The following is a 20,786-nucleotide window of genomic DNA, read 5'->3' on the forward strand; positions in this document are numbered from 1 at the left end:
GATGAGACGGGGTCGGGAAAACCAGTATTCTCCAGAGTGCTTCGAGCACGCCGAATTGATTTGGAACCCGATCCGCGAACTCCCATACGGGCCAGCGACGGATGAACGGTCGCGCGAAAGGCCGGACAGATGTCAGCACCCGACTACGCGCGTAATACCGCCCGAAACTCTCTTGCATTCACCGGGGCGTCCACAGATGGAGAATGGACATGACGAAGCCGGCATCGCTGGATTGGCAAGCCGCCGAAGCGGCTGCGAGACGACTGACCGCACAATGGGTGGCAGACGAACCGGGCGGCGCGGTCATCGGCTTCGATGCATCCGGACCGCGCTTCTCGCATGCGGCCGGCGTCGAGAGCCTCGCGACATCCGCGCCGTTCACACTCGATAGCGTCGTGCGCTATGCGTCCCTCACCAAGCACGTCTTCTCAGCGATGGTGCTTGCCCATGCCGACCTTATCGGTCTCGACGATCCGCTCGGCCAGCATCTTCCGGAACTGCGGGCGCCACTTGCGGACGTGACGGTCGGGCAGGCGCTCGACATGAGTGGCGGCCTGCCGGATACCCGCGAATGCCTGTCGTTGCTCGGCCTTTCCGTCTACACGGAGACCAAGGCCGGACCGCTGCTGGAGTACCTCTCGCGCCTGGAGCGGCTGAACTTTGACGCCGGCACCGAGGTCTCATACTCCAACACCGGCTATCGCCTCATCGAAGCGGCTTTGGAGCACAAGGGCTTCCGCTTCGACGATTTCGTCCAACGGGAAATCGCGGCCCCGCTTGGCATCGCGCTGAAGGCGCCGGATGTCTGGAACGATCCGGTGAGCGACCTCGTTCCCGGCTACTGGCACTCGGGCGAAACCTGGCAGCTTTCTGCCGCTGGCCTGCACATTTCCGCATCGGGCAGTCTCACCGGCAGCGCCGGGGCGCTTGCCACCTGGCTGCAGGCGCTGCTCGGTGGCGAAGGCCGCTTCGCCGGTCTTCTGCAGAAGTTGCAGGCGCCCCGATATCTCGCCGACGGGCGACCAACAGGATACGGGCTCGGCCTGCGCAACTCGTCGCTCGGCGGCCGCGAATTCGTTGGCCATGGCGGTTCACATCCCGGCTACAAGACCTATTTCCTCCTCGATCCCGAAACGCGCGCCGGCTTCGTCGTGGTCTCCAACCGCGAGGACACCAACGGTTACAAGATCGCGCTCGAAAGCATGGCAGCGCTCACCGGCATTCCTCTGCCGACCCCGGCAGCCGATCTCGGCGACGGTCTCTACGTGACGGAGGCCGGTCCGTGGTGGGTCGAGGTCAAGGGCAGCACCTGTACCTATCTCGATGCGGATGAGACGCTCTATGACGACGGCGACGGCTGGGCCTCGTCGCGCTCGGCCTCATCCCCTCTCCGGCTGCGCCGCGACGGCGCCGCCCTTGTCGGCGAGGTCGGCCATGCGGCACGGTGCTTGCTTCCAGCGGCGACGCATGAGCCGCTGCCAGCGTCGCTCTCCGGGGTCTGGCGCTCAGGCGAAGGCGCGGAAATCACGGTCGAGAACGGCGCGGTCCTGATGGGCGTCGGCCCCGTACGTCAGACCATGAAGCTCACTCCCCTTGGCAATGGTCGCTTCCTGTTCACGCTGAGCGATGGGCCCTGGGTCAAGCGCATCTGTCTGCATCTCCTCGGGCCCGATCACCTCGAACTGGTGACAAGCCGAGCCCGGATGATCGAATATCGCCGCCGCGCCTGATTTTTCTTGATGACGCGCGGGCGCTGCCACAAAAGAAGTCCGGTCGCCGGCGAATGACGGACCGGACTTCAGGAGTGCATGCCCGTGGAAATCAAATGGCTTGAGGACTTTCTGGCGCTCGCCAGCACGCTGAACTTCTCAAAGGCGGCGGACGAGCGCCATGTCACCCAATCCGCGTTCAGCCGCCGCATCCGGCAGTTGGAGGCCTGGCTCGGCGCCACGCTCGTCGACCGCGCGACCTATCCTTCACGCCTGACGGAGGCGGGGTCGAAATTCGTGCCGGTGGCGCAGGAGACTCTGAAACAGCTCTACCAGGCAAGGCGCAATCTGCAGCAGGAGGAAGGCTCCGACGCCCGCACCATCAAGCTGACAGCGCTGCACACGCTCTCCTTCACCTTCTTTCCCGCATGGATGACACGGGTCAACGCCCGGAGCGGGCCGCTCTTCTCCCGACTTCGCCCCGATTCCGGCAGCATGGAGGAAAACCTCAACTCGCTTGTCGACGGCGAATGCGACTTCCTGCTGACCTACGCCCATACCCAGGTCCCGCACCTGCTCGACCCGCAGGCCTTCGAACATCGCGTGCTCGGCCACGAACGCATCATCCCCGTTTCGGCGGCGAATGAAGCGGGGGAGCCCCTGCACCGGCTGGAAGGCGGCACGAAGCCGTTCCCGCATCTGAGCTACGAAAAATCGTCGTTCTTCGGCCAGCTTCTGGATGATCTGATCGGGCGCGAGCTGCCGCCGGCGCAAAGGGTGCACGAAGGCAGCATGTCGGTGGGGCTGAAAGCCATGGCCGAATCCGGCTGGGGCATCGCCTGGGTGCCCGAAAGCCTGATGACGGATGAGCTGGCGAACGGCTCGCTGGTCAGGGCCGCCGATCCGCGCTGGGACGTCAGTGTCGAGATCCGGCTCTATCGCGCCAAGGAAAACCGCCGCCCGATCGTCGGCCGCGTCTGGCAGAGCCTGGAAGCTGTCGCCTAAGCGACAGCCCTGGCCCGCACGGGCGAGCTAGATCGCCGTCTGTCGTGCGCGCTCCAGATAGAGCTCGCGCAGGCGCTTGACCACCGGGCCAGGCTCACCGCTACCGACGGCCTTGCCGTCGATGCGGGTGATCGGCGCAACGAAGTTCGAAGCGCTGGTGAGGCACGCTTCGCGGGCGTTGAGCGCCTCTTCGAGCGTGAAGGGGCGTTCTTCCAGCGTCATTCCCTGTTCGGCGGCGAGCGCGAGAGCGGCGAGCCGGGTGCAGCCGGGCAGCGTCTTGTGGCTGTTGCCGCGCGTGACGATGCGGTTGTCTGCGGTGACGAGATAGGCGGTGGAGGAAGCACCTTCCGTCACGAACCCGTCCTCGATCATCCACGCCTCATCGCAGCCTTCAGCCTTGGCGATGCGCTTGGCGATCACCTGCGGCAGCAGGCACACACTCTTGATGTCGCGGCGCGCCCAGCGCTGGTCGGGCACGGTCTTGACCGACAGCCCCTTGGTGGTGGCAGTCACCAGCGTCTTTGCCTGGGTGAAGAGCACCAGCGTCGGCTTGATATCCTCGGAGAACAGAAAGTTCCGGTCCTCGGCGCCCCGGGTGAGCTGCAGATAGACCATCCCTTCGACAAGGTCGTTCTCTTCGATCAGCCGCTTTTCGATCGTGACGATCTCGTCGGTCGATACAGGCAAAGGCACATCGATTTCACGCGCGCAGCGCTCCAGGCGCGCCATATGCGATGCGCTGTCGATCAGCTTGCCCTCAAGCACGGCGGTGACCTCGTAGATGCCATCACCGAAGAGGAAGCCGCGATCGAAGATCGAGAGACGCGCCTCGTTCTCGGGCAAAAACTCGCCGTTGAGATAGACGGTGCGGATGGACGGCTGGGACATGTAGGCTCCGTAAAAATTGGTTTGGCAGAGGCGCATGGACCGCAACACCGAACGCGATCCAGGGGCACAAATCAGTGTTCGCTGAGCGCGCGAAGCCGTTCGAGCGAGATCGCCTCGACCGTGCTCGGCTTGCCGTTCGCGGCATTGAAACCATGCGTCGTGCGGGCCATGGTCAGCGAATTGAGGATGGCCTCCTCCGTCGCCTCGATGGCCGCTTCGAAGAGCGGCGATATTAGGTCGTTTGGAAGATCGGGATAGTCGGCAATCGCGGCCCGGCGCGCCTTGGTGCGACGAACGGCGGCAGCCGTCGAGAAGGCGAGCGCATAATCGCCGGAACCATTGCTGAGCGCGGCGCCGGTGCGGGCCAGGCCGCCGAAGGCGCGTTCGGCCAGACGCTTGAGGTTGCGGGAAGAGAGCGGCGCATCGGTCGCGATCACGATGACGATCGAACCGTCGCGGTCGTGTGCCGCCGGCGCCTCGTAGGCACGACCGCAGACGGTGAGCCGGCCGCCATAATTGGATTGGACGAGCACGCCGAGCGTAAAGACCTCGCCTGCCGCCTTCACAAGTCGCGAGCTCGTACCGATGCCGCCCTTCAGCCCGAAGGCCACCGTGCCGGTTCCGGCACCGACAGCCCCCTCCTCGACGGCACCGGTCTCCGCGGCGGCAAGGGCAGCGCCGATCTCGTCGATCGTCGGGCGACCGGCGCGGATGTCGTTGAGGCGGGAGTCGTTGGTCTCGCCGACGACCGCGTTCAGCGACACGACCTTCTCGTTGCCCGGCTGCGCCAGCGTCCAGCGATTGACGGCCTCGATGGCGCGTCCCGTCGCCAGCGTGTTGGTGAGAACGACGGGCGTTTCCAGCTCGCCGAGCTCCTCTACCTGGGTGGAGCCCGCAAACTTGCCGAAGCCGTTGAGCACGGCGAAGCCGGCCGGCACCTTGTCCTGAAACAGGTTGCCGTCATGAGGCAGTATGGCGGTCGCGCCGGTGCGGATGCAGTCGGCCTCGACAACGGTGGCATGGCCGACCGCGACACCCATCACATCAGTGATCGCATTGAGCGGTCCGGGTTCGTAAGCACCCGGGTGGAAACCGATGTCGCGAAGCCGTAAACGCTTGATATTTGTCATTTTTCGCCGTTTTCCTCACCCATCACCGCGGTCGCGAAGCAGTCATTTCGTCGCAGGCGACCCTACCTGTATCGGCGGCAAAACGGCATCGCAAAAATGGAATAGTTTCATGAGAAGCCTGCAACGCCGCCCTTCGCGGTCGGTCGTGGAGCTATGAGCCGAATGAGACTTTTCCGCATGGGCCCATGGGTCAGCGCGGCGACTGATAGTCGAGTGAAATAAAGCAGTTGCAACCATAAGAAACAGTTCATAAGTTCGCCTCGCCTTTGGCAAGGGAGCCTCCCATCCATGACGAAGCCGCTTGATGCAACCTCAGGCAGGTCTCAGCAGACGACGCCCGAAATGGCGACACGGCCGAGCCTCGGCATCTGGGCTTGCTCCGCGCTCGTCGTCGGCAACATCATCGGCTCCGGCTTCTATCTCTCTCCCGCCGCACTCGCGCCCTACGGCGCCGCAGCCCTCGTCGGCTGGGTCTGCATGGCGGTTGCCGCCATGTGCCTCGGCTTTGTGTTTGCGCGGCTCGCAGGCGTCAGGCCCGCGACCGGCGGCCCCTACGCCTACAGTCGCATGGCTTTCGGTCCGTTTGCCGGCTTTCTGGTCGCCTGGGCCTACTGGATCTCGATCTGGGCGTCGCTGCCGGCGATCGCCATGGCCTTCACCGGTTATCTCGGCGTGTTCTTCCCGAACCTTCAGCATATGCCGGGCGGCTTCACGGCGGTTTCGCTCGCCGCCATGTGGCTGGTTGCCGCCATCAACATGTTCGGCGTCAGGAGCGCCGGGCGTTTCCAGATCGTGACCGTCGGATTGAAACTCCTTCCCTTCATCGCGATTGCGCTTCTCGGCCTCTTCTGGATCGAGCCGCAGAACCTGACACCCATCAACCCGAGCGGGCTGTCCATGCTCGGTCTGATCTCCGCGACCGCACCGTTGACGATGTTCGCCTTTCTCGGCATCGAGTCTGCCACCGTTCCGGCCGGCGATGTCGATGATCCGAAACGCACGATCCCGCGGGCGACCGTGCTCGGCACGCTCTGCTGCGGCCTCATCTTCATCCTAGGCACGCTCGTGGTCATGGGCACGGTCCCGCGCGAAACGCTTGCGCGTTCCGCCGCTCCCTTCTCCGATGCGGCCTTCATGATGTGGGGCTGGTGGGGGAGCACGCTGGTTGCGGCCGCCGTCGTTCTTTCGTCGATCGGCGCGCTCAACGGCTGGACGCTGCTGATGGCTCAGGTGCCGATGGCAGCGGCCCGCGATGGGCTGTTCCCTCCAGTTTTCGGGCGCCTTTCCAGCCGTGGCGTGCCGCAGTGGGGTATCGTCCTGTCGATGCTACTTGCTTCGGCCCTTCTCGTTCTGCAGACCTCGGGCGTGTCGGGACTGATGGCCGTCTATAGGTTCGCCGTCGACCTTTCGACCACCGCAGCCATGGTGCCTTACGTCTTCTGCAGCCTCGTCGAGGGCGCGCTGTTCCTGGCACTCACACGTCCGCGCGACGAGGAATGGGGCGGCTTCCGCCTTGGCCCCTACAAGCCTTATGCCCTGGTCGCCTTCATCTTTTCGCTTTGGACGGTCTACGGCAGCGGACCTCAGGCGGGCCTCTGGTGCCTCCTGCTGCTGCTCGTGGCACTGCCCGTCTACCTGTCAGTCGAAAGGAAGGAGCCGTCCACTGGCTGACGTCAAAAAGAATACCCCCACCTGCACCTAGCACCGAACTAGAGAGAGGATTGGATATGAGCATGTTAAACAGGGGTCACCGCCGTCTCGGCATGAAAGCACTCGTTCTTGACGACGAGATCAGCGAGGAAAGTGCGGCCGGCCGCGCCGTGCGGTCGCTGATCGCGGAACTTGAACGCCGCCAGATCGAAGTGGTCACCGCGGAAAGCGCCGATGACGGCATAGCGGTCATCCGTTCCGACCCCGCGCTCCAGTGCGTCCTTGTCGACTGGGACCTCGGCCCCGACGGCCACGAGCAGTCCATCGAAGTCGTCGAGGCGCTGCGCAGGCGCAACGGCACCGTACCGCTGCTGCTGCTTGCCGATCGCAGCGTCGCCTCCACCGTTCCGGCCGAGATCATGGCCAAGGTCGACGACTTCGTCTGGATGCTCGAAGACACGATGGACTTTGTCGGCGGGCGCATCCAGGCGGCGATCGAGCGCTATCGCTCAACCGTGCTGCCGCCGATGTTCAAGGCGCTCGCGCAGTTTTCGCAGGTGCACGAATATTCCTGGCACACGCCCGGTCATACCGGTGGCACCGGCTTTCTCAAGTCCCCGCCCGGCCGCGCCTTCTTCGAGTTCTTCGGCGAGCCGCTGCTGCGCTCGGACCTCTCGATCTCGGTCGGCGAACTCGGGTCGCTGCTCGACCATTCCGGGCCGATCGGAGCCAGCGAGAAGTACGCCGCCCGCGTCTTCGGCTCGCACCGCAGCTATCACGTCACCAACGGCTCATCGACGTCGAACCGCGTCATCCTGATGGCGAGCGTCAGCCGCGACCAGATCGCGCTTTGCGACCGCAATTGCCACAAGTCCGCCGAACACGCGATGACCATGTCGGGCGCCGTGCCGACCTATCTGGTGCCGACCCGCAACCACTACGGCATTATCGGTCCGATTCCACCGGAGCGCCTGACGGCCGTCGCTATCCGCAAGGCGATCGACGACAATCCGCTCGCCGCCGACCTCGCCGACAGGGAACCGAAGCACGCCATCATCACCAATTCCACCTATGACGGGCTCTGCTACAACGTCACTCGCGTCGAGGAACTGCTCGGCGCCAGCGTCGACCGGCTGCATTTCGACGAAGCCTGGTACGGATACGCCCGCTTCAACCCGATCTATCGCGACCGGCACGCCATGCATGGCGACCCGAAAGCACATACGGCAAACAAGCCCACGGTCTTTGCCACCCAGTCGACCCATAAGCTGCTGGCGGCCCTTTCGCAGGCCTCCTTTATCCACGTGCGCGACGGCCGCAAGCCCATCCCGCACGGCATCTTCAACGAGACGTTCATGATGCACGCGTCGACCTCGCCGAACTACGCGATCATCGCTTCCAATGACGTGTCCGCAGCAATGATGGACGGGCCTGGCGGTGCCGCCCTCACCAACGAATCGATCGAGGAAGCCGTCGCCTTCCGCCTGATGATGTCGCGGCTCGCCAACGACGCGGCCGAGCGCGGCGACTGGTTCTTCGATTGCTGGCAACCGGATACGGTGCGCGACCCGAAAACCGGCCGCACAAGCCCCTTCCATGAAGCCTCGCCGGAATCCCTCGCGACCGATCCGTCCTGCTGGATGCTGAAGCCCGGGGCAGCGTGGCACGGCTTCGGCGAGATCGAGGACGGCTATTGCATGCTCGATCCGATCAAGGTCTCGATCGTCACACCGGGTGTTGCGCCCGGCGGCGGGCTGATGCCGGTGGGCATCCCCGCAAGCCTCGTCACCGCCTATCTCGATGCCCGCGGCATCGTTGTCGAGAAGACGACCGACTTCACCATCCTATTCCTCTTCTCGCTCGGCATCACCAAGGGCAAATGGGGCTCGCTCGTCAGCGCGCTTTGCGACTTCAAGCGCGACTACGACGCCAACCTCACGCTCGAAGTGGCCATCCCGTCGCTGATTGAGGACCACCCGGAACGTTACGCCGGCATGGGTCTCAAGGATCTCGCCGACACAATGTTCCAGGCGATGGACCAACTGAAGACCACCGCCTCCATGGCCGCCGGCTTCTCTGTCCTGCCACATCCGGACCTGAGCCCGGTGCGCGCCTACGAGCGGCTGGTGCGCGGCGAGGTGGAACAGGTGACGCTCGACCATCTGGCCGGCCGCACGGTCGCAACGGGCGTCGTGCCCTATCCGCCCGGCATCCCGCTGCTGATGCCGGGCGAAAACGCTGGGCCCGCCGATGGTCCGGTCCTCGGCTACCTCAAGGCGCTGGAGGCCTATGATCTCCGGTTCCCGGGCTTCACCCATGACACGCACGGGGTGGAGGTCGAGGACGGCCTCTATCGCGTCTATGTGTTGACCCGCTGACCCGGCTTCAGGAGCGAGAACAATGGCTGCTGTCGATACGGCCTCCAAAACCACATCCGCGGGCGTCGCGGAATCCGCCAAGATCGGCCTCGTGCCCGCGACCCTGATGGTCGCGGGCAACATGATGGGCTCCGGCGTCTTCATGCTGCCGGCAAACCTTGCCGCAGTCGGCTCCATCGCCGTCTTCGGATGGCTGATCACGATTGCCGGCGCGATCGCGCTGGCTTTGACCTTCGCCAAGCTGGCAGCGATCGACCCCGCTGCCGGCGGACCCTACGCCTATACGCGCAAGGCCTTCGGCGACTACATGGGCTACCAGACGAACCTCATCTACTGGCTCGCCAACGTCGTGGGTAACGTCGGTCTCGCGGTCGCCGGTCTCGGTTACCTCACCGCCTTCTTCCCGATGCTGCGCGATCCGCTCGTCTCGGCGCTGGCGCAGGTGGCGCTCATCTGGTTCTTCACCTACGCCAACATCCTCGGGCCGAACGTCGTCGGGCGGCTGCAATCCTTTACCACCTCCTTCGCCCTGGTGCCGATCCTCGGCATGGCGATCTTCGGCTGGTTCTGGTTCTCGCCGGCGACCTTCTCCGAGGGCTGGAACGTATCGGGCAAGGACAGCTGGGTGGCGATCATGGCGACGCTCAACTTCACGCTCTGGGCCTTCATCGGTGTCGAAAGCGCGTCGGTCTCGGCGGGCGTCGTGCGCGACCCGCAGCGCAACGTGCCGATCGCAACCGTCGGCGGCGTCATTCTCGCGGCCGTTGCCTATATCCTGTCGTCGACGGTGATCATGGGCATGATCCCGAACAAGGAGCTGATCGCGTCTTCGGCACCTTTCGCAGACGCCGCGCGGTTGGCGCTCGGCGATACAGCAGGTGCCGTCGTTGCGATCTGCGCCGCACTCGGCTGCCTGGGCTCGCTTGCAGGCTGGACGCTGCTCGTCGGTCAGACGGCAAAGGCCGCCGCCGATGACGGCCTCTTCGGCTCGATCTTCGCCAAGGTCAATTCCAAGGGCGTGCCTTCGGCCGGCCTTGCGATCGTTGCCGTGATCATGACTGTGCAGGTCTTCGCCACGATGTCGCCGACCGCCAGCGAGCAGTTCGGCAAGATCGCCTCGATCGCAGTGATCATGACGCTGCTGCCCTATATCTACTCGGCGATCTCCATCAAGGTGCTCGGCTATAAGAAGATGCCGGCAAGCACCTACAACTGGTACGTCATCATCGGCCTCGCGGCCGCGATCTATAGCCTCGTTGCGCTGATCGGTTCCGATGGCGAGCAGACGCGCTGGTCGCTGATCTTCGTGATCTCGACGATCGTCTTCTATTCGGCTGCGATCACCCGCAAGCGCGAGATCGACGAGAAGCACATCGACCCCGGCGGCCACGCCCCGACCTGGATCCGCTATGTCACCGTGACCGTGACGATTGTCGCCCTCGTCGCGCTGTTCTGGGTTTCGGTCGGCCGTCACCGCGCCGAAACGCTGCGCACCCGCTCGCCGGTTCCGCCTGTCGAAAGCACCGTCCAGCCCGCGGCCGGTTCGCCGGCGGCCGTGCTTCCGGCCGAGAGCCAGCCGGCGCAATAGCCAAAAGGAGGGGTGGTGGATGCAGCCACCGCCCCTTCTTGCATCGATGTCGTCGAGAACGCGCGACCTCGGCCGCGCGTGTTTCAGGTGCCCTCATCGCTGTCGCCGCGGCTTCTTCGACGAACCGCCTGTTGCCTGCCGCGATCCACCAACACAAATATCGGTTTCGGGCGACGAAATACGTCACCTGCCGTATTTTCCAAAGCAGCGTGCGCGACTAGCTTTCGCGCGCCCGCCTTGTGAATTTCCGTTTTTCTTCAATACCCTGCGCCACGGATGCGCCGCGATGCCGGGCATTGGGGAACTGCCTTGCAAAAGAACCGCCGAACCGCCGCTCACATCGCCACGCTCGTCGTGTCGACCGCGCTGTCATCCTCCGGGTTCGCACAGGATGCGGGCGACCCCGGCGATCCGGCAACGTGGCGTACACCAGAGTTCAACGCCCAGTGGGGACTGGCAACTATCCACGCTGAATATGCCTACATGCTGGGCTACGACGGCAGCGGCATCAAGGTCGGCGTGGTCGACAGCGGCCTCGACATTAGCCACCCGGAGTTTGGCGGACGCTATGCGGAGGGTATCACTTATGATCCGGAGAAGCCTTGGACGTTCGTAGGGGAGGGTCACGGCACAACGGTCGCCTCGGTCATCGCCGCCAATCGCGATGGGGTCGGCATGCACGGTGTTGCCCCGCGCGCGACCATCGTTCAGGCAGGGGCATCCGACATACCGGGCTACATCAACAATGCTGCCGCCAACTACGGAATCCATACACTCGTCGACCGCGGCGTGAAGATCATCAACAACAGTTATGGCGACGGCTTCATTACAGAAATGACGGCCGACCGGGCCGAAGCGACGCTCTCAAACAATCTGTCCGCCTATCGCTACGCGGTTTCGCGTGGTGCACTTCTCGTCTTCGCAGCGATGAACGACGGCGCGGCACAACCGTCCATCGATGCGGGTCTCCCCTATCTTTTCCCGGAGCTGGAACAGGGCTGGCTCGCCGTGGTGGCGACCGGTCCTACACACATGCCCGATTGGTCGAACAGGTGTGGCGTTGCAGTAAATTGGTGTCTTGCCGCACCTGGTGGAGACGACGCCACGCGCTGGGACCCGGAAAGAGGCGAATGGGTCTGGGCCAATCCTCAGGACAACATCATGGTCGCCGTCCCCGGTGGAGGATACAGCAGGGAAAACGGCACGTCCCTGGCTGCACCGTTCGTGGCCGGAACGGCCGCGCTGGTCGCGCAGGCATTCCCGTACATGACGATGGACCAGGTCCGCCAAGTCCTGTTGGGAACGGCCACCGACTATGGCGACCGGGGCGTCGATCCCGTGTTTGGCTATGGCATGGTCAACGCCGGGCGGGCAGTGCGAGGTCCGGGCAAGTTCGACTGGGGTGATTTCCACGCCGTGATCGAGGACGGCGAAAGCGCATGGTCCAATAACATCACCGGCGCGGGAGGGCTGATCAAATCGGGCGACGGCATATTGATCTTGGCCGGTGACAGCACATATCACGGCTCCACACGCGTCGATGGCGGCTTCCTGGCGATTGCCGGCAGCATTGCCTCCGAGACCTTTGCTGACGGAAACGGCATACTCTCCGGCAACGGTACCATCTACGGCAATGTCGACAACAACGGCGCCGTCAATCCGGGCTGGGGCCGCAGGGGCGGTACGCTGACCCTGGCCGGCAACTATCGCCAGTCGGGCGACGGCTGGTTCCTCGTCAATCTCGACGCACCCGATGGCACCAGCCGGCTCGACGTCACGGGCACGGCGGAGATCGCCGGCGCCGTTGATGTCAGGGTCAGACCCGAAAATTACAAGGGCGACGGCCGCCACACCATTCTCTCCGCGCTCGGCGGGGTGACCGGGCGCTTCGAAGATGACTGTGGATGCTATGCCTTCCTCGATCTCACCCTCGCCTACGACCCGAACACCGTCTATCTCGATGTCGCGCGCAATGCCGTGGCCTTCGCGGATCTGGCGACGAGCCGCAATGGTGCAGTTGCTGCCTCGGCAATCGAGCGGCTCGGCATCGGCGCGGAACTCCATGATCTCGCCGTCACTCTCGACGAGCACACCGCAACCGACCTCTTCGGGCAACTGCCGGGCGAGGTTCATAGCTCCACGGTGACGGGTCTCATCGAAAACAGCCAGCTCATCGGCAACCGGATGAACGACCGGTTGCGTGCGGCCTTTGAAACTGTCGGCGCCACGGCGCGGCCGATCGTTGGCACCGACGAGATCACCACGGCATCGATTTCTCCGGTAGAAGCCATGCGCGCGTGGGGCTCGGCGTTCGGGTCCTGGGGGGATACCGACGGCGACCGCAATGCAGCCGACTTGTCTCGATCCACCGGCGGGTTCGTTGCCGGTCTCGATGGTGAGATCGGCAGCGGCTGGCGGCTCGGCTTCCTCGGAGGCTACAGCCATTCCAGCTTCAAGGTCGACGACCGCCGCTCACAGGCCTCGAGCGACAACTATCATCTCGGGGTCTATGGCGGCGCGGTCCGGGGCGCTCTGTCGTTCCGGTCCGGTCTTGCCTACACCTTCAGCGAGATCGACAGCAGCCGGCAGCTCGTTTCGCCAGCGCTTGTCGACAGCCTGACCGCGGACTACCGCGCCGGCACCACGCAGGTGTTTGGCGAACTCGGATACGCCCTCACGGCCGGCGATATTGCTTTCGAGCCCTTCGCCAACCTCGCCTATGTCAACGTGCACACCAACGAGTTCAAAGAGAAGGGCGGTGCGGCAGCGCTCTCCGTTCATGGCGGCTCCAGCGACATGGCCTTCACCACAACGGGACTTCGCGCATCTGCCGATTTCGAGCTCGGGGCCGCAAAGGCGACGGCGCGCGGTATGATCGGCTGGCGGCATGCCTATGGCGACATCACCCCTGCGCTCGCCCAGGCATTCTCCGGCAGCGAGGCCTTCTCGGTCGCCGGTGCGCCCATCGCGCGCGACGGCGCCATCCTCGAGGCCGGTATCGATTCCGCGCTGACGCCAGCATCGACGCTCAGCGTTTCCTATCAGGGTCAGATCGCCTCGACGGCCCGGGAGCACGGGGTCCGAGCCGATCTCAATGTCAAGTTCTAAGGTTTCGCGCCCGAAAGCGGATCAGGATGCCAGTTGATCCGCTGACATCGTCAGGCTGCGCGAATGGCTTGGCGGCGCGCCCATGATCTTGCGGAAGGCGCGGCTGAAGGACGCCTCGGAATCGTAGCCCAGACGATTGGCGACATGGGCGACCCGTTTTCCTTCGCGCAGCCACTGATGCGCTTGGTGCATGCGCATGCGTGCCACGTAGCGGGCCGGTGTCTCGCCGACCGTATCGGCGAAGCGCTGGGCAAAACCGGAACGCGACGCCCCCATGAGCTTTGCCAGTTCCGGCACCGTCCAGTCCTTCGTCGGGTCGAGATGGATGGCGGCGAGCACCCGGCCCACCTCCGGATGGCGCACGGCGGCAAGCCAGCCGGTTGACGTGCCGCAACCGTGTTCCACCCAGGCGCGGATAATCGTGGCGGTCAGCACGTCGGCAAGGCGCGCCAGGATGCCGCCGGAGCCGACGCGCTGCATCGCCGCCTCGCGCGTCATGGTATCGAGCAGAGACGGGATCGACGGCTCGCTCGAAGCCAGATCGCTGGTGCGCATCACCGACGGCATCAGTTGCAAGAGCGGATGGAGCCGGTCGACATTGAACTGCATCACCGCGAAGAACAGGAGGTTCTGGCTGTCCGAGTTGGGGCACTGCACATCGACGATGCCGTCGCAAAGCTGCCGTTTCGGCAGGTCACGGATCGATATCGTCGGCAGGCCGGGCTTGCTCGCGAGCACATGCGCATCGCCCCGCGGCAACAACACGGCATCCCCGGGCGTCAACTCCATCCACGAACCATCTGGCGATTGCAGATGGGCGGAACCGGAGGCAAGAAAATGAAATCGTGCCGGTTCCTGTTCGGGATAGGAGGTCGCCCATGGCGCGCAGGGCTGGCAGCGCCCATATTCGACACCGTCGAGCCTGAGGCCGCGCAGGATCTCCGTCAGCGCATCGCTCATATTACATCTCACCTTTGGACAAACAGCACAGTGTTTTGGATTTTCTAGCATAGAAACTCCAGAGAACCATGCATATTTTCATCATCACATGCAATGGAGATGAAAGTCATGGATGGTATTGTCGCCAAGCCCACGGGACAGGCGGATGAACGGGACAAGCCCTTGTGGGCGGCTGTCGTTTCCCTGTCGCTCGGGGTCTTCGGCCTGGTCACGGCAGAGTTTCTGCCGGCAAGTCTGCTGACGCCGATGTCGGCGGATCTCGGCGTGACCGTCGGCGCCGCCGGCCAGTCGGTCACCACTACGGCCGTGGTCGCGGCCATCGCCGGCCCGGCGATCGTCGTCTATACCGGACGTTTCGACCGCCGCAACGTGCTCTTGTCCCTAACCGCGCTGCTCATCGTTTCCAGCCTGATCGCCGGTTTCGCGTCCAGCCTTTCGATGCTGCTCGTCGCCCGTTTCCTCCTCGGCATCGGCCTTGGCGGTTTCTGGGCGCTGTCTTTGGCGCTCGCCATGCGGCTCGTTCCCGGCCGGCTGATGCCGCGGGCGATGGCGATCGTGATGTCCGGCGTTTCAATCGCAACCGTCTGCGCGGCCCCGGTCGGCGCCTGGATCGGCGCGACGCTCGGCTGGCGCTACGCCTTCCTGCTTGCCGCCGCCGTCGGCATCGTCACCTTCATCGTCCAGGCGCTAACGGTTCCGCGCCTGCCTCCCATCGGCACAACCGGCCTCGACACGATCCTCAACGTCCTGAAGCGCCCGGCGATCCGGCTCGGCCTTGCGACCATCCTCTTGGTCGTCACCGGCCACTTTGCCGGCTTCACCTATGTCCGCCCGTTCCTTGAACAGGTGCCGCAGTTCGGCGTCGAGGCGATAACCGCGATCCTGCTCGCCTTCGGCATCGGCGGCTTCTTCGGCAACATTGCCGGCGGCTTCCTCGCCGAGCGCAGCACGCGGCTCTCGATGATGTCGGCGGCCGCCGGCGTCGCTGCCACCACGCTGGTCCTGGCACTGGCGGGCGCGCTGCCGGCCGTCGCCATCGTCGCCACGGCGGCCTGGGGCTTCGCCTTCGGCGCCCTGCCGGTCAGCGTCCAGTCGTTCCTGAGCCGTGCGGCCGGTGATGAGGCCGAAGGTGCTGGAGCGGCGACGCTCACCACTTTCCAGATCGCCATTTCCACCGGGGCGATCCTCGGCGGCCTCCTTGTCGAACTGCAGGGCCCGGCCGGCGTCTTCCTCTTTGCGGCGGTTGCCGCAATGCTCGGCACCTCACTGGTTTCGGTCTATCGCGAGCGGGCTCTTCAACCGGCGGAGTAACAACATCCGCGCCAGCTTGGTGCGAGAGTGGCAACTCGCACTCGCGCCTGCCGGGCTCGGAAGAGTCCGGCAGGCAAGAATCCTAGGTGCAGCGCGGCGATCCGTGACGTCTGGCAACAGGCGCTGCACGCAGTGGGGCGCTGTTGCGGAAGGGGGTTTGGTCAGGACAACGACATGCCCCCATCCGTGTCGGAAGGATCAATTCCCCGGAAGCCGCCGCTCCTTCCAGGCAGCTTTCGGCACTTCGCCACCGATGGCAATGCTGAAGGAGGTCACTTCGGTCGCATCTTCATTGACGACGCAATTGAAGTCGACGTCGTACCAGTTCGATTTGTTCTGGTAGGCCCCACCGCTGGCGTCCATACGGTTTTTGGCGATGAAGCCACCCCTCGGCCCGAAGGGCACCAGTCCTTCGGGCGGGGTATCCGGCCGCTGGCTGCGGATCTGTTCCAGCGCCTCGAGATTGCACAGTTGCAGGATCCGCCTCTTGACCGGCAGGTTGATCAGGGCCTGTTTAACCCGCGGATCGGCAATCGACTTTGCAGAATAAAGTTCTTTTGCTTTCGTCAATTTGCTTGGAACGGGCTTGAGTTCGACCTTTGCCGCAGCATCGGCCGGCTTTGCCTTTGCCGTCCCGTCTTCCGATTTGACCGTCTGCGGCTTGGCGTCCGGCGTTTCTTTTGCTTCAGGCTTGGCTTCGGCCACCGTCGCCGCTGCCTTTTCATCCGCCTTCTGTGTGGGGCTGTCAGTGGATCTCGCAGGCACGGCAAGCGTTGACGGGGGTTTCGGTTCCTTGACCGGTTCTTTTTTCTCGGTCGAGGACACCGTTGCCGGCTTATCCGCCGGCTTTGCCTTGTCATCCACGGCCTTTGCCGGCTCGGACGCCTCCGTCTTTTTCTCCGTCTCGCGCGCAGCCGGCGGAAGCTCTGCCTCCTTGTTGTCCTGCTTGGTCTTGGCCATGGCCGAGGTGAAGGATTGCGGCAGTTGCTGCGCCGGCTTGGGTTGCGGCTTCGGGTCTGCCTTCTGCTGGGGCTTGGGTTTGGGCTGCGGCTTTGGCTGTTCAGCCTTCTTCTCTTCGCCCTTTTTCGGCCCCGCCTTCTTCTGCTCTGCCTGTTTTTGCTCGGCCTTCTTCGGCTCCTTCGCCTCTGCTGGCGGCGGAACGAGCTCGACGTTGACGGTCTGCTCCTTCGGCGGCGTCGGCAGCTCGAAGGGCAGGTCGTACAAAAGAAAAAGGGCTACGACGAGGTGCAGGGCGACCGACACCGGCGCGCCCCATCCCATCCGTTCCCGCCAATTTCCCGCAAAAAGCTGCATCGCCAAGGAGATAAACCAATCGACGGGCGGAACCTAGGAGCTTCCGCCGATCTCAACAAGAGGCATAGGCCTGCATATGCAGCCGGAGGTTCGCGCTGCAGCTTGCGGGCCATCGATCGTGGGCGAATGAAATTGACGCCTTCGAGGGTCGCCGCCATCAACCGCTGGCTTCTTGTCAAAAACGTTCCCGGCAAAAACGAGGCGGCGAAATCTGTTTCGGGCCACGCGCCAATTTCGCACAAAAATACCTATTATATAATTTCTATAGATTTAATTTTTACTCACGCCCGAACGGCTTCGCCCGGTGGCGCAATGACATTCTTTTGGCTTTGGGGACCCTCATGCAGCGAACTTCCACTCACCGAAAACTTTTCACAAAAGCCTTTGCCGCGACGGCAGCGCTGGCGGCGGGCCTCATCGCCACCTCGGCGCTTGCCGGCGAAACGCTCGACAAGATCAAGGCGCGCGGCGTCATCAAGGTCGGCGTCGGCACCACGCCGGGCTTCTTCTCACCCGACAGCAACGGCCGCTGGCAGGGCTTCTTCGTCGATTTCGGCCGCGCCATCGCCATCACCGTCTTCAACGATGCCGAGAAGGTCGAGTTCACCAACTCGTCGCCGCAGCAGCGTCTGCCGGCGCTGCAATCGGGCGAGTTCGACATCCTGTTGTCCGGTGTCACCCAGACGGTGAGCCGCGCCTTCAAGCTCGGCTTCCATTTCGGCCCCGTCGTCTTCTACGACGGCCAGGGACTGCTGGTGCGCAAGGACCTTGGCGTAGCCAAGGGCGAGGAACTCGACGGCGCGACGATCGGCGTCCAGAGCGGCACGACCGGCGAACTCAACATCGCCGACTTCTTCCGCAAGACCGGCAAGGCTTTCACGCCGGTCACGATCGAGGAAACCGGCGAGTTCCTGAAGGCGCTCGACTCAGGCCGCGTCGACGCCCTGACCCAGGACGCGACCGACCTTGCGGCCAAGCGCACCCAGCTTTCCAAGCCCGACGATTACGTGCTACTGCCCGAGCGCCTGTCGAAGGAGCCCTTGGCGCCGGCGATCCGCGCCGGTGACGACCAGTGGCTCGAAATCGTCAACTGGACGGTCTACGCGACGATCCAGGCCGAAGAGTTCGGCATCACCAAGGAGAACGTCGACACGTTCCTTGCGAGCGAGGATCCGGCGATCAAGCGCTTCCTCGGCGTCGATCCGTCGCTCGGCGAAGCGATCGGTCTTGATCCGAAATTCGCCTACAACATCGTCAAGACCGTCGGCAACTACGGCGAGATCTTCGAGCGCAACGTCGGCAAGGGCACGCCGCTCAACTTCGAGCGCGGCTACAACCAGCCCTGGACGGCCGGCGGCCTGCTCTATTCGCCGCCGTTCCGTTGAGCCTATTCATGGTCCTTCCCATGACACGCCAACTCCAACCGGGCCCTTCGGGGCCCGGACCCGTCTCGCGCCTCCTGTCCTGGATCGGGCCGCTGCCTTTGCAGCAAGGCCTGCTCTTTATCGGCGTGCTGCTGCTCTTTGCCTTTCTCGGCCAGAACACCGCCGAGAGCATGCACCGCATGGGACTGACGCCGGGCTTTGCCTTCCTCTCCCATCAGGCCAATTTCGAGATCGGGGAAAGCGTTCTTCCTTACGCGGCCGGCGACAGCTACGCCCGGGCGCTTGCCGCCGGCATCGCCAATACCGTCAAGGTCGCGCTCGTCGGATGTCTGCTTGCAACCGTGCTCGGTGTCGCACTCGGCATCTTCAGGCTGTCCGGCAATCTGCTGCTAGCGACCTTCGCCCATGGCTATGTCGAGCTCCTGCGCAACACGCCTTTGTTGCTGCAACTGTTCCTGTGGAGTGCGATCATCCGCGCGCTTCCGCCGCCGCGCGGCGCCTATACGTTTCTGGGCAGCGTCTATCTCAGCAATCGCGGCGTCTTTCTGCCCTCGCTTTCGGTCGACGGTCTGCCGGCCTCCGTATGGCTGCCCGCGGTGCTCCTGACCGTCTTCGCGGCACTCGTCATTTCCAGGCGCCTGCTGGCGGGCGCGACGTTCTATCTGCCGAAAACCGCCGGCACCGTACTCGGCGCATTGGCAATCTTCTATTTCGCTCTCGTATCCCTCGGCTTCAGCGCATCGGTCGAAGTGCCTGCCAAGGGCGGCTTCAACATTCGCGGCGGCCTATCGCTGACCCCGGAATTCGCCGCGCTGCTGATCGGCCTCGTCGTCAATGCCTCCGCTTCGATTTCCGAGATCGTGCGCAGCGGCATCCAGTCGGTGGCATCGGGTCAATGGGAAGCCGCTCGCGCACTCGGGCTGAAGCCCGCGCAGATCATGCGCCTCGTCGTACTGCCGCAGGCGCTTCGGGTGATCACGCCGCTGATGATTTCGAGCTTTCTCGATCTGACCAAGAATTCGAGCCTCGCGGTCGCAATTGGTTACCCCGATCTCGTCAGCGTCGCCAACACGACGGCCAACACCACTGGTCAGGCTCTCGAAGCGATCATCATCATCGGCGCCGTCTACCTGACGATCAGTCTTGCGGTTTCGGCCCTCATGAACCTCTACAACCGGCGCGTCGTTCTGCGCGGAGAAGGAAAACGATGAGCCAGATCGAACTTGCGCCGCCGGTCGCGCCCGACTGGCACCGCTGGCGTGAAGGCCTCTTCAACGGTTGGGCCAATGGCCTCGTCACGCTGGCGACGCTCGCCGCAATCCTCTGGATTGCACTTCCCTTTGTCCGCTGGGCCGTCATCGATGCCGTCTGGACCGGCACCGCGGCCGATTGCGCCACGGAAACGGCGGGCGCCTGCTGGGCGTTTGTCGGCGCCAAGTTTCGTTTCATGCTCTTCGCCTTCTTCCCGCCGCCGCTGCAATGGCGCCCGGCGCTGGTGATCGCCCTCATTGCTGCGCTCCTGACCATCTCCGCCATTCCCCGTTTCTGGAGCTTCCGCCTGGTGCCGGTCTGGTTGCTGGCGCTCGTCGGCATCTGGCTGCTGATGGCGGGGACGTCGGGCTTGGAGCCGGTCTCGACCAATCATTGGGGCGGGCTGCCGATCACGCTCACAGTCTCGATCGCCGGCCTTGCCTTCGCCTTTCCGATCGCGCTGCTGCTGGCGCTTGCCCGCCAGTCGGACATGGGGCTCGTGCGCTCCTTGGCCATTGCCTTCATCGAAGTGCTGCGCGGTGTGCCGATGATCGCCGTGCTCTATGTCGCCATGCTGATCGTGCCGATGGCGCTACCGAGCGGCGCGGCCATCGACAAGCTGCTTCGGGCGCAGATCGGCGTCACCCTGTTCTTCTCGGCCTACCTCGCCGAGATCATCCGCGCCGGATTGCAGGTGATCCCGGCGGGTCAGAGGGAGGCGGCGCTGTCGCTTGGCCTCAGCCGGATCCAGATGCTCCGGCTGGTGGTGCTGCCGCAGGCGCTGCGAGCTGTCATCCCGGCCATCGTCAACCTGTCGATCGGCATCGTGCTCAACACCTCGCTGCTTGCGGTCATCGGCATCTACGATCTGCTCAATGCCGCCAAGACCTCGGCCACCGATCCCGCCTGGCTCGGCTTTTACAGCGAGGCCTACATCTTCGCGGCGCTGGTCTATTTCGCCATCTGCTTTTCCGGTTCGCGCTACAGCCTGTGGCTGGAGAAGAAGCTCAACGGCGCCCATCGCCGATAGCGGCATCTGACGGGGGTTGCGTGCCACGCGCCGCCGGGCCAAGAGTGCGCCGAAGCGAAATCTGTGACCGGGCAAAGCG

General features: G+C 64.2%; 14 protein-coding genes. 10 read left to right on the forward strand and 4 right to left on the reverse strand.

Going from position 1 to position 20,786, the window contains the following annotated elements; genetic code table 11:
- Positions 1-209 precede the first annotated feature (209 nt).
- Both ASD01_RS11095 and ASD01_RS11100 read left to right on the forward strand, forming a co-directional pair.
- Entirely contained in the window at positions 210-1,730 is a 1,521-nt protein-coding gene (locus ASD01_RS11095) for a serine hydrolase domain-containing protein (protein ID WP_060644003.1), read from the forward strand.
- A gap of 84 nt (positions 1,731-1,814) precedes the next feature.
- Positions 1,815-2,714 (forward strand): LysR substrate-binding domain-containing protein, encoded by a 900-nt coding sequence (locus tag ASD01_RS11100; RefSeq protein WP_034790308.1) that lies wholly within the window; start codon positions 1,815-1,817, stop codon positions 2,712-2,714.
- 27 nt (positions 2,715-2,741) lie between these two features.
- Here ASD01_RS11100 and ASD01_RS11105 read toward each other — a convergent pair whose 3' ends face one another.
- Both ASD01_RS11105 and ASD01_RS11110 read right to left on the reverse strand, forming a co-directional pair.
- A complete protein-coding gene (locus ASD01_RS11105; RefSeq protein ID WP_060644004.1) occupies positions 2,742-3,602 on the reverse strand; it encodes a D-amino-acid transaminase in 861 nt (286 codons plus the stop codon).
- 71 nt (positions 3,603-3,673) lie between these two features.
- Positions 3,674-4,732: a P1 family peptidase gene (locus ASD01_RS11110; RefSeq protein WP_060643966.1), complete on the reverse strand. Its 1,059-nt coding sequence runs from the start codon at positions 4,730-4,732 to the stop codon at positions 3,674-3,676.
- A gap of 288 nt (positions 4,733-5,020) precedes the next feature.
- On the opposite strand from ASD01_RS11110, the gene ASD01_RS11115 reads away from it, so the two are divergent.
- The 4 genes from ASD01_RS11115 (at position 5,021) to ASD01_RS11130 (ending at position 13,456) form a co-directional block, all read left to right on the forward strand.
- Complete coding sequence (locus tag ASD01_RS11115) at positions 5,021-6,403, forward strand: amino acid permease (protein ID WP_082584613.1); 1,383 nt, start codon at positions 5,021-5,023, stop codon at positions 6,401-6,403.
- A gap of 62 nt (positions 6,404-6,465) precedes the next feature.
- Positions 6,466-8,760 (forward strand): Orn/Lys/Arg family decarboxylase, encoded by a 2,295-nt coding sequence (locus tag ASD01_RS11120; RefSeq protein ID WP_200954150.1) that lies wholly within the window; start codon positions 6,466-6,468, stop codon positions 8,758-8,760.
- A 22-nt stretch (positions 8,761-8,782) separates the two neighbouring features.
- On the forward strand, positions 8,783-10,348 hold the full coding sequence (gene adiC / locus ASD01_RS11125; protein WP_060643968.1) for an arginine/agmatine antiporter: 1,566 nt from the start codon (positions 8,783-8,785) through the stop codon (positions 10,346-10,348).
- Positions 10,349-10,657: 309 nt separating this feature from the next.
- Positions 10,658-13,456, forward strand: a complete 2,799-nt coding sequence (locus ASD01_RS11130; protein ID WP_162250980.1) for an autotransporter domain-containing protein — start codon at positions 10,658-10,660, stop codon at positions 13,454-13,456.
- A 21-nt stretch (positions 13,457-13,477) separates the two neighbouring features.
- On the opposite strand, the gene ASD01_RS11135 is transcribed toward ASD01_RS11130, so the two are convergent.
- Entirely contained in the window at positions 13,478-14,416 is a 939-nt protein-coding gene (locus ASD01_RS11135) for an AraC family transcriptional regulator (protein ID WP_060643970.1), read from the reverse strand.
- A 108-nt stretch (positions 14,417-14,524) separates the two neighbouring features.
- Between ASD01_RS11135 and ASD01_RS11140 the strand changes: the two genes are divergently transcribed.
- Positions 14,525-15,727, forward strand: a complete 1,203-nt coding sequence (locus ASD01_RS11140; protein WP_051659184.1) for an MFS transporter — start codon at positions 14,525-14,527, stop codon at positions 15,725-15,727.
- Positions 15,728-15,925: 198 nt separating this feature from the next.
- Here the strand turns inward: ASD01_RS11140 and ASD01_RS11145 are convergent, their stop codons facing one another.
- Positions 15,926-16,990, reverse strand: coding sequence for a DUF930 domain-containing protein (locus ASD01_RS11145; protein WP_210173929.1), 1,065 nt, complete (start codon positions 16,988-16,990; stop codon positions 15,926-15,928).
- Positions 16,991-17,382: 392 nt separating this feature from the next.
- On the opposite strand from ASD01_RS11145, the gene ASD01_RS11150 reads away from it, so the two are divergent.
- Genes ASD01_RS11150 through ASD01_RS11160 form a run of 3 tightly spaced genes read left to right on the forward strand, consistent with a single transcriptional unit; the run spans position 17,383 to position 20,707 of the window.
- The gene (locus tag ASD01_RS11150) at positions 17,383-18,426 is read left to right on the forward strand and encodes an amino acid ABC transporter substrate-binding protein (RefSeq protein WP_034790164.1); all 1,044 of its coding nucleotides are present in this window, start codon (positions 17,383-17,385) and stop codon (positions 18,424-18,426) included.
- Between the two features lie 20 nt (positions 18,427-18,446).
- On the forward strand, positions 18,447-19,637 hold the full coding sequence (locus ASD01_RS11155; protein WP_060644006.1) for an amino acid ABC transporter permease: 1,191 nt from the start codon (positions 18,447-18,449) through the stop codon (positions 19,635-19,637).
- A complete protein-coding gene (locus ASD01_RS11160) occupies positions 19,634-20,707 on the forward strand; it encodes an amino acid ABC transporter permease (protein ID WP_060643972.1) in 1,074 nt (357 codons plus the stop codon). Before ASD01_RS11155 ends, ASD01_RS11160 begins: the two co-directional genes overlap by 4 nt.
- The last annotated feature ends 79 nt before the right edge of the window (positions 20,708-20,786 follow it).

The sequence above is a fragment of the Ensifer sp. Root423 genome (assembly GCF_001426275.1).
In the GTDB taxonomy this organism is placed as follows: domain Bacteria; phylum Pseudomonadota; class Alphaproteobacteria; order Rhizobiales; family Rhizobiaceae; genus Ensifer; species Ensifer adhaerens.

Excerpts from the sequence above, each read along its gene's own strand:
- ASD01_RS11115 (WP_082584613.1), top strand. The coding sequence starts at position 5,021 with ATGACGAAGCCGCTTGATGCAACCTCAGGCAGGTCTCAGCAGACGACG.
- ASD01_RS11135 (WP_060643970.1), bottom strand. The coding sequence starts at position 14,416 with ATGAGCGATGCGCTGACGGAGATCCTGCGCGGCCTCAGGCTCGACGGT.
- ASD01_RS11105 (WP_060644004.1), bottom strand. The coding sequence starts at position 3,602 with ATGTCCCAGCCGTCCATCCGCACCGTCTATCTCAACGGCGAGTTTTTG.
- ASD01_RS11160 (WP_060643972.1), top strand. The coding sequence starts at position 19,634 with ATGAGCCAGATCGAACTTGCGCCGCCGGTCGCGCCCGACTGGCACCGC.
- ASD01_RS11110 (WP_060643966.1), bottom strand. The coding sequence starts at position 4,732 with ATGACAAATATCAAGCGTTTACGGCTTCGCGACATCGGTTTCCACCCG.
- ASD01_RS11150 (WP_034790164.1), top strand. The coding sequence starts at position 17,383 with ATGCAGCGAACTTCCACTCACCGAAAACTTTTCACAAAAGCCTTTGCC.
- adiC (WP_060643968.1), top strand. The coding sequence starts at position 8,783 with ATGGCTGCTGTCGATACGGCCTCCAAAACCACATCCGCGGGCGTCGCG.
- ASD01_RS11155 (WP_060644006.1), top strand. The coding sequence starts at position 18,447 with ATGACACGCCAACTCCAACCGGGCCCTTCGGGGCCCGGACCCGTCTCG.
- ASD01_RS11095 (WP_060644003.1), top strand. The coding sequence starts at position 210 with ATGACGAAGCCGGCATCGCTGGATTGGCAAGCCGCCGAAGCGGCTGCG.
- ASD01_RS11120 (WP_200954150.1), top strand. The coding sequence starts at position 6,466 with ATGTTAAACAGGGGTCACCGCCGTCTCGGCATGAAAGCACTCGTTCTT.
- ASD01_RS11140 (WP_051659184.1), top strand. The coding sequence starts at position 14,525 with ATGGATGGTATTGTCGCCAAGCCCACGGGACAGGCGGATGAACGGGAC.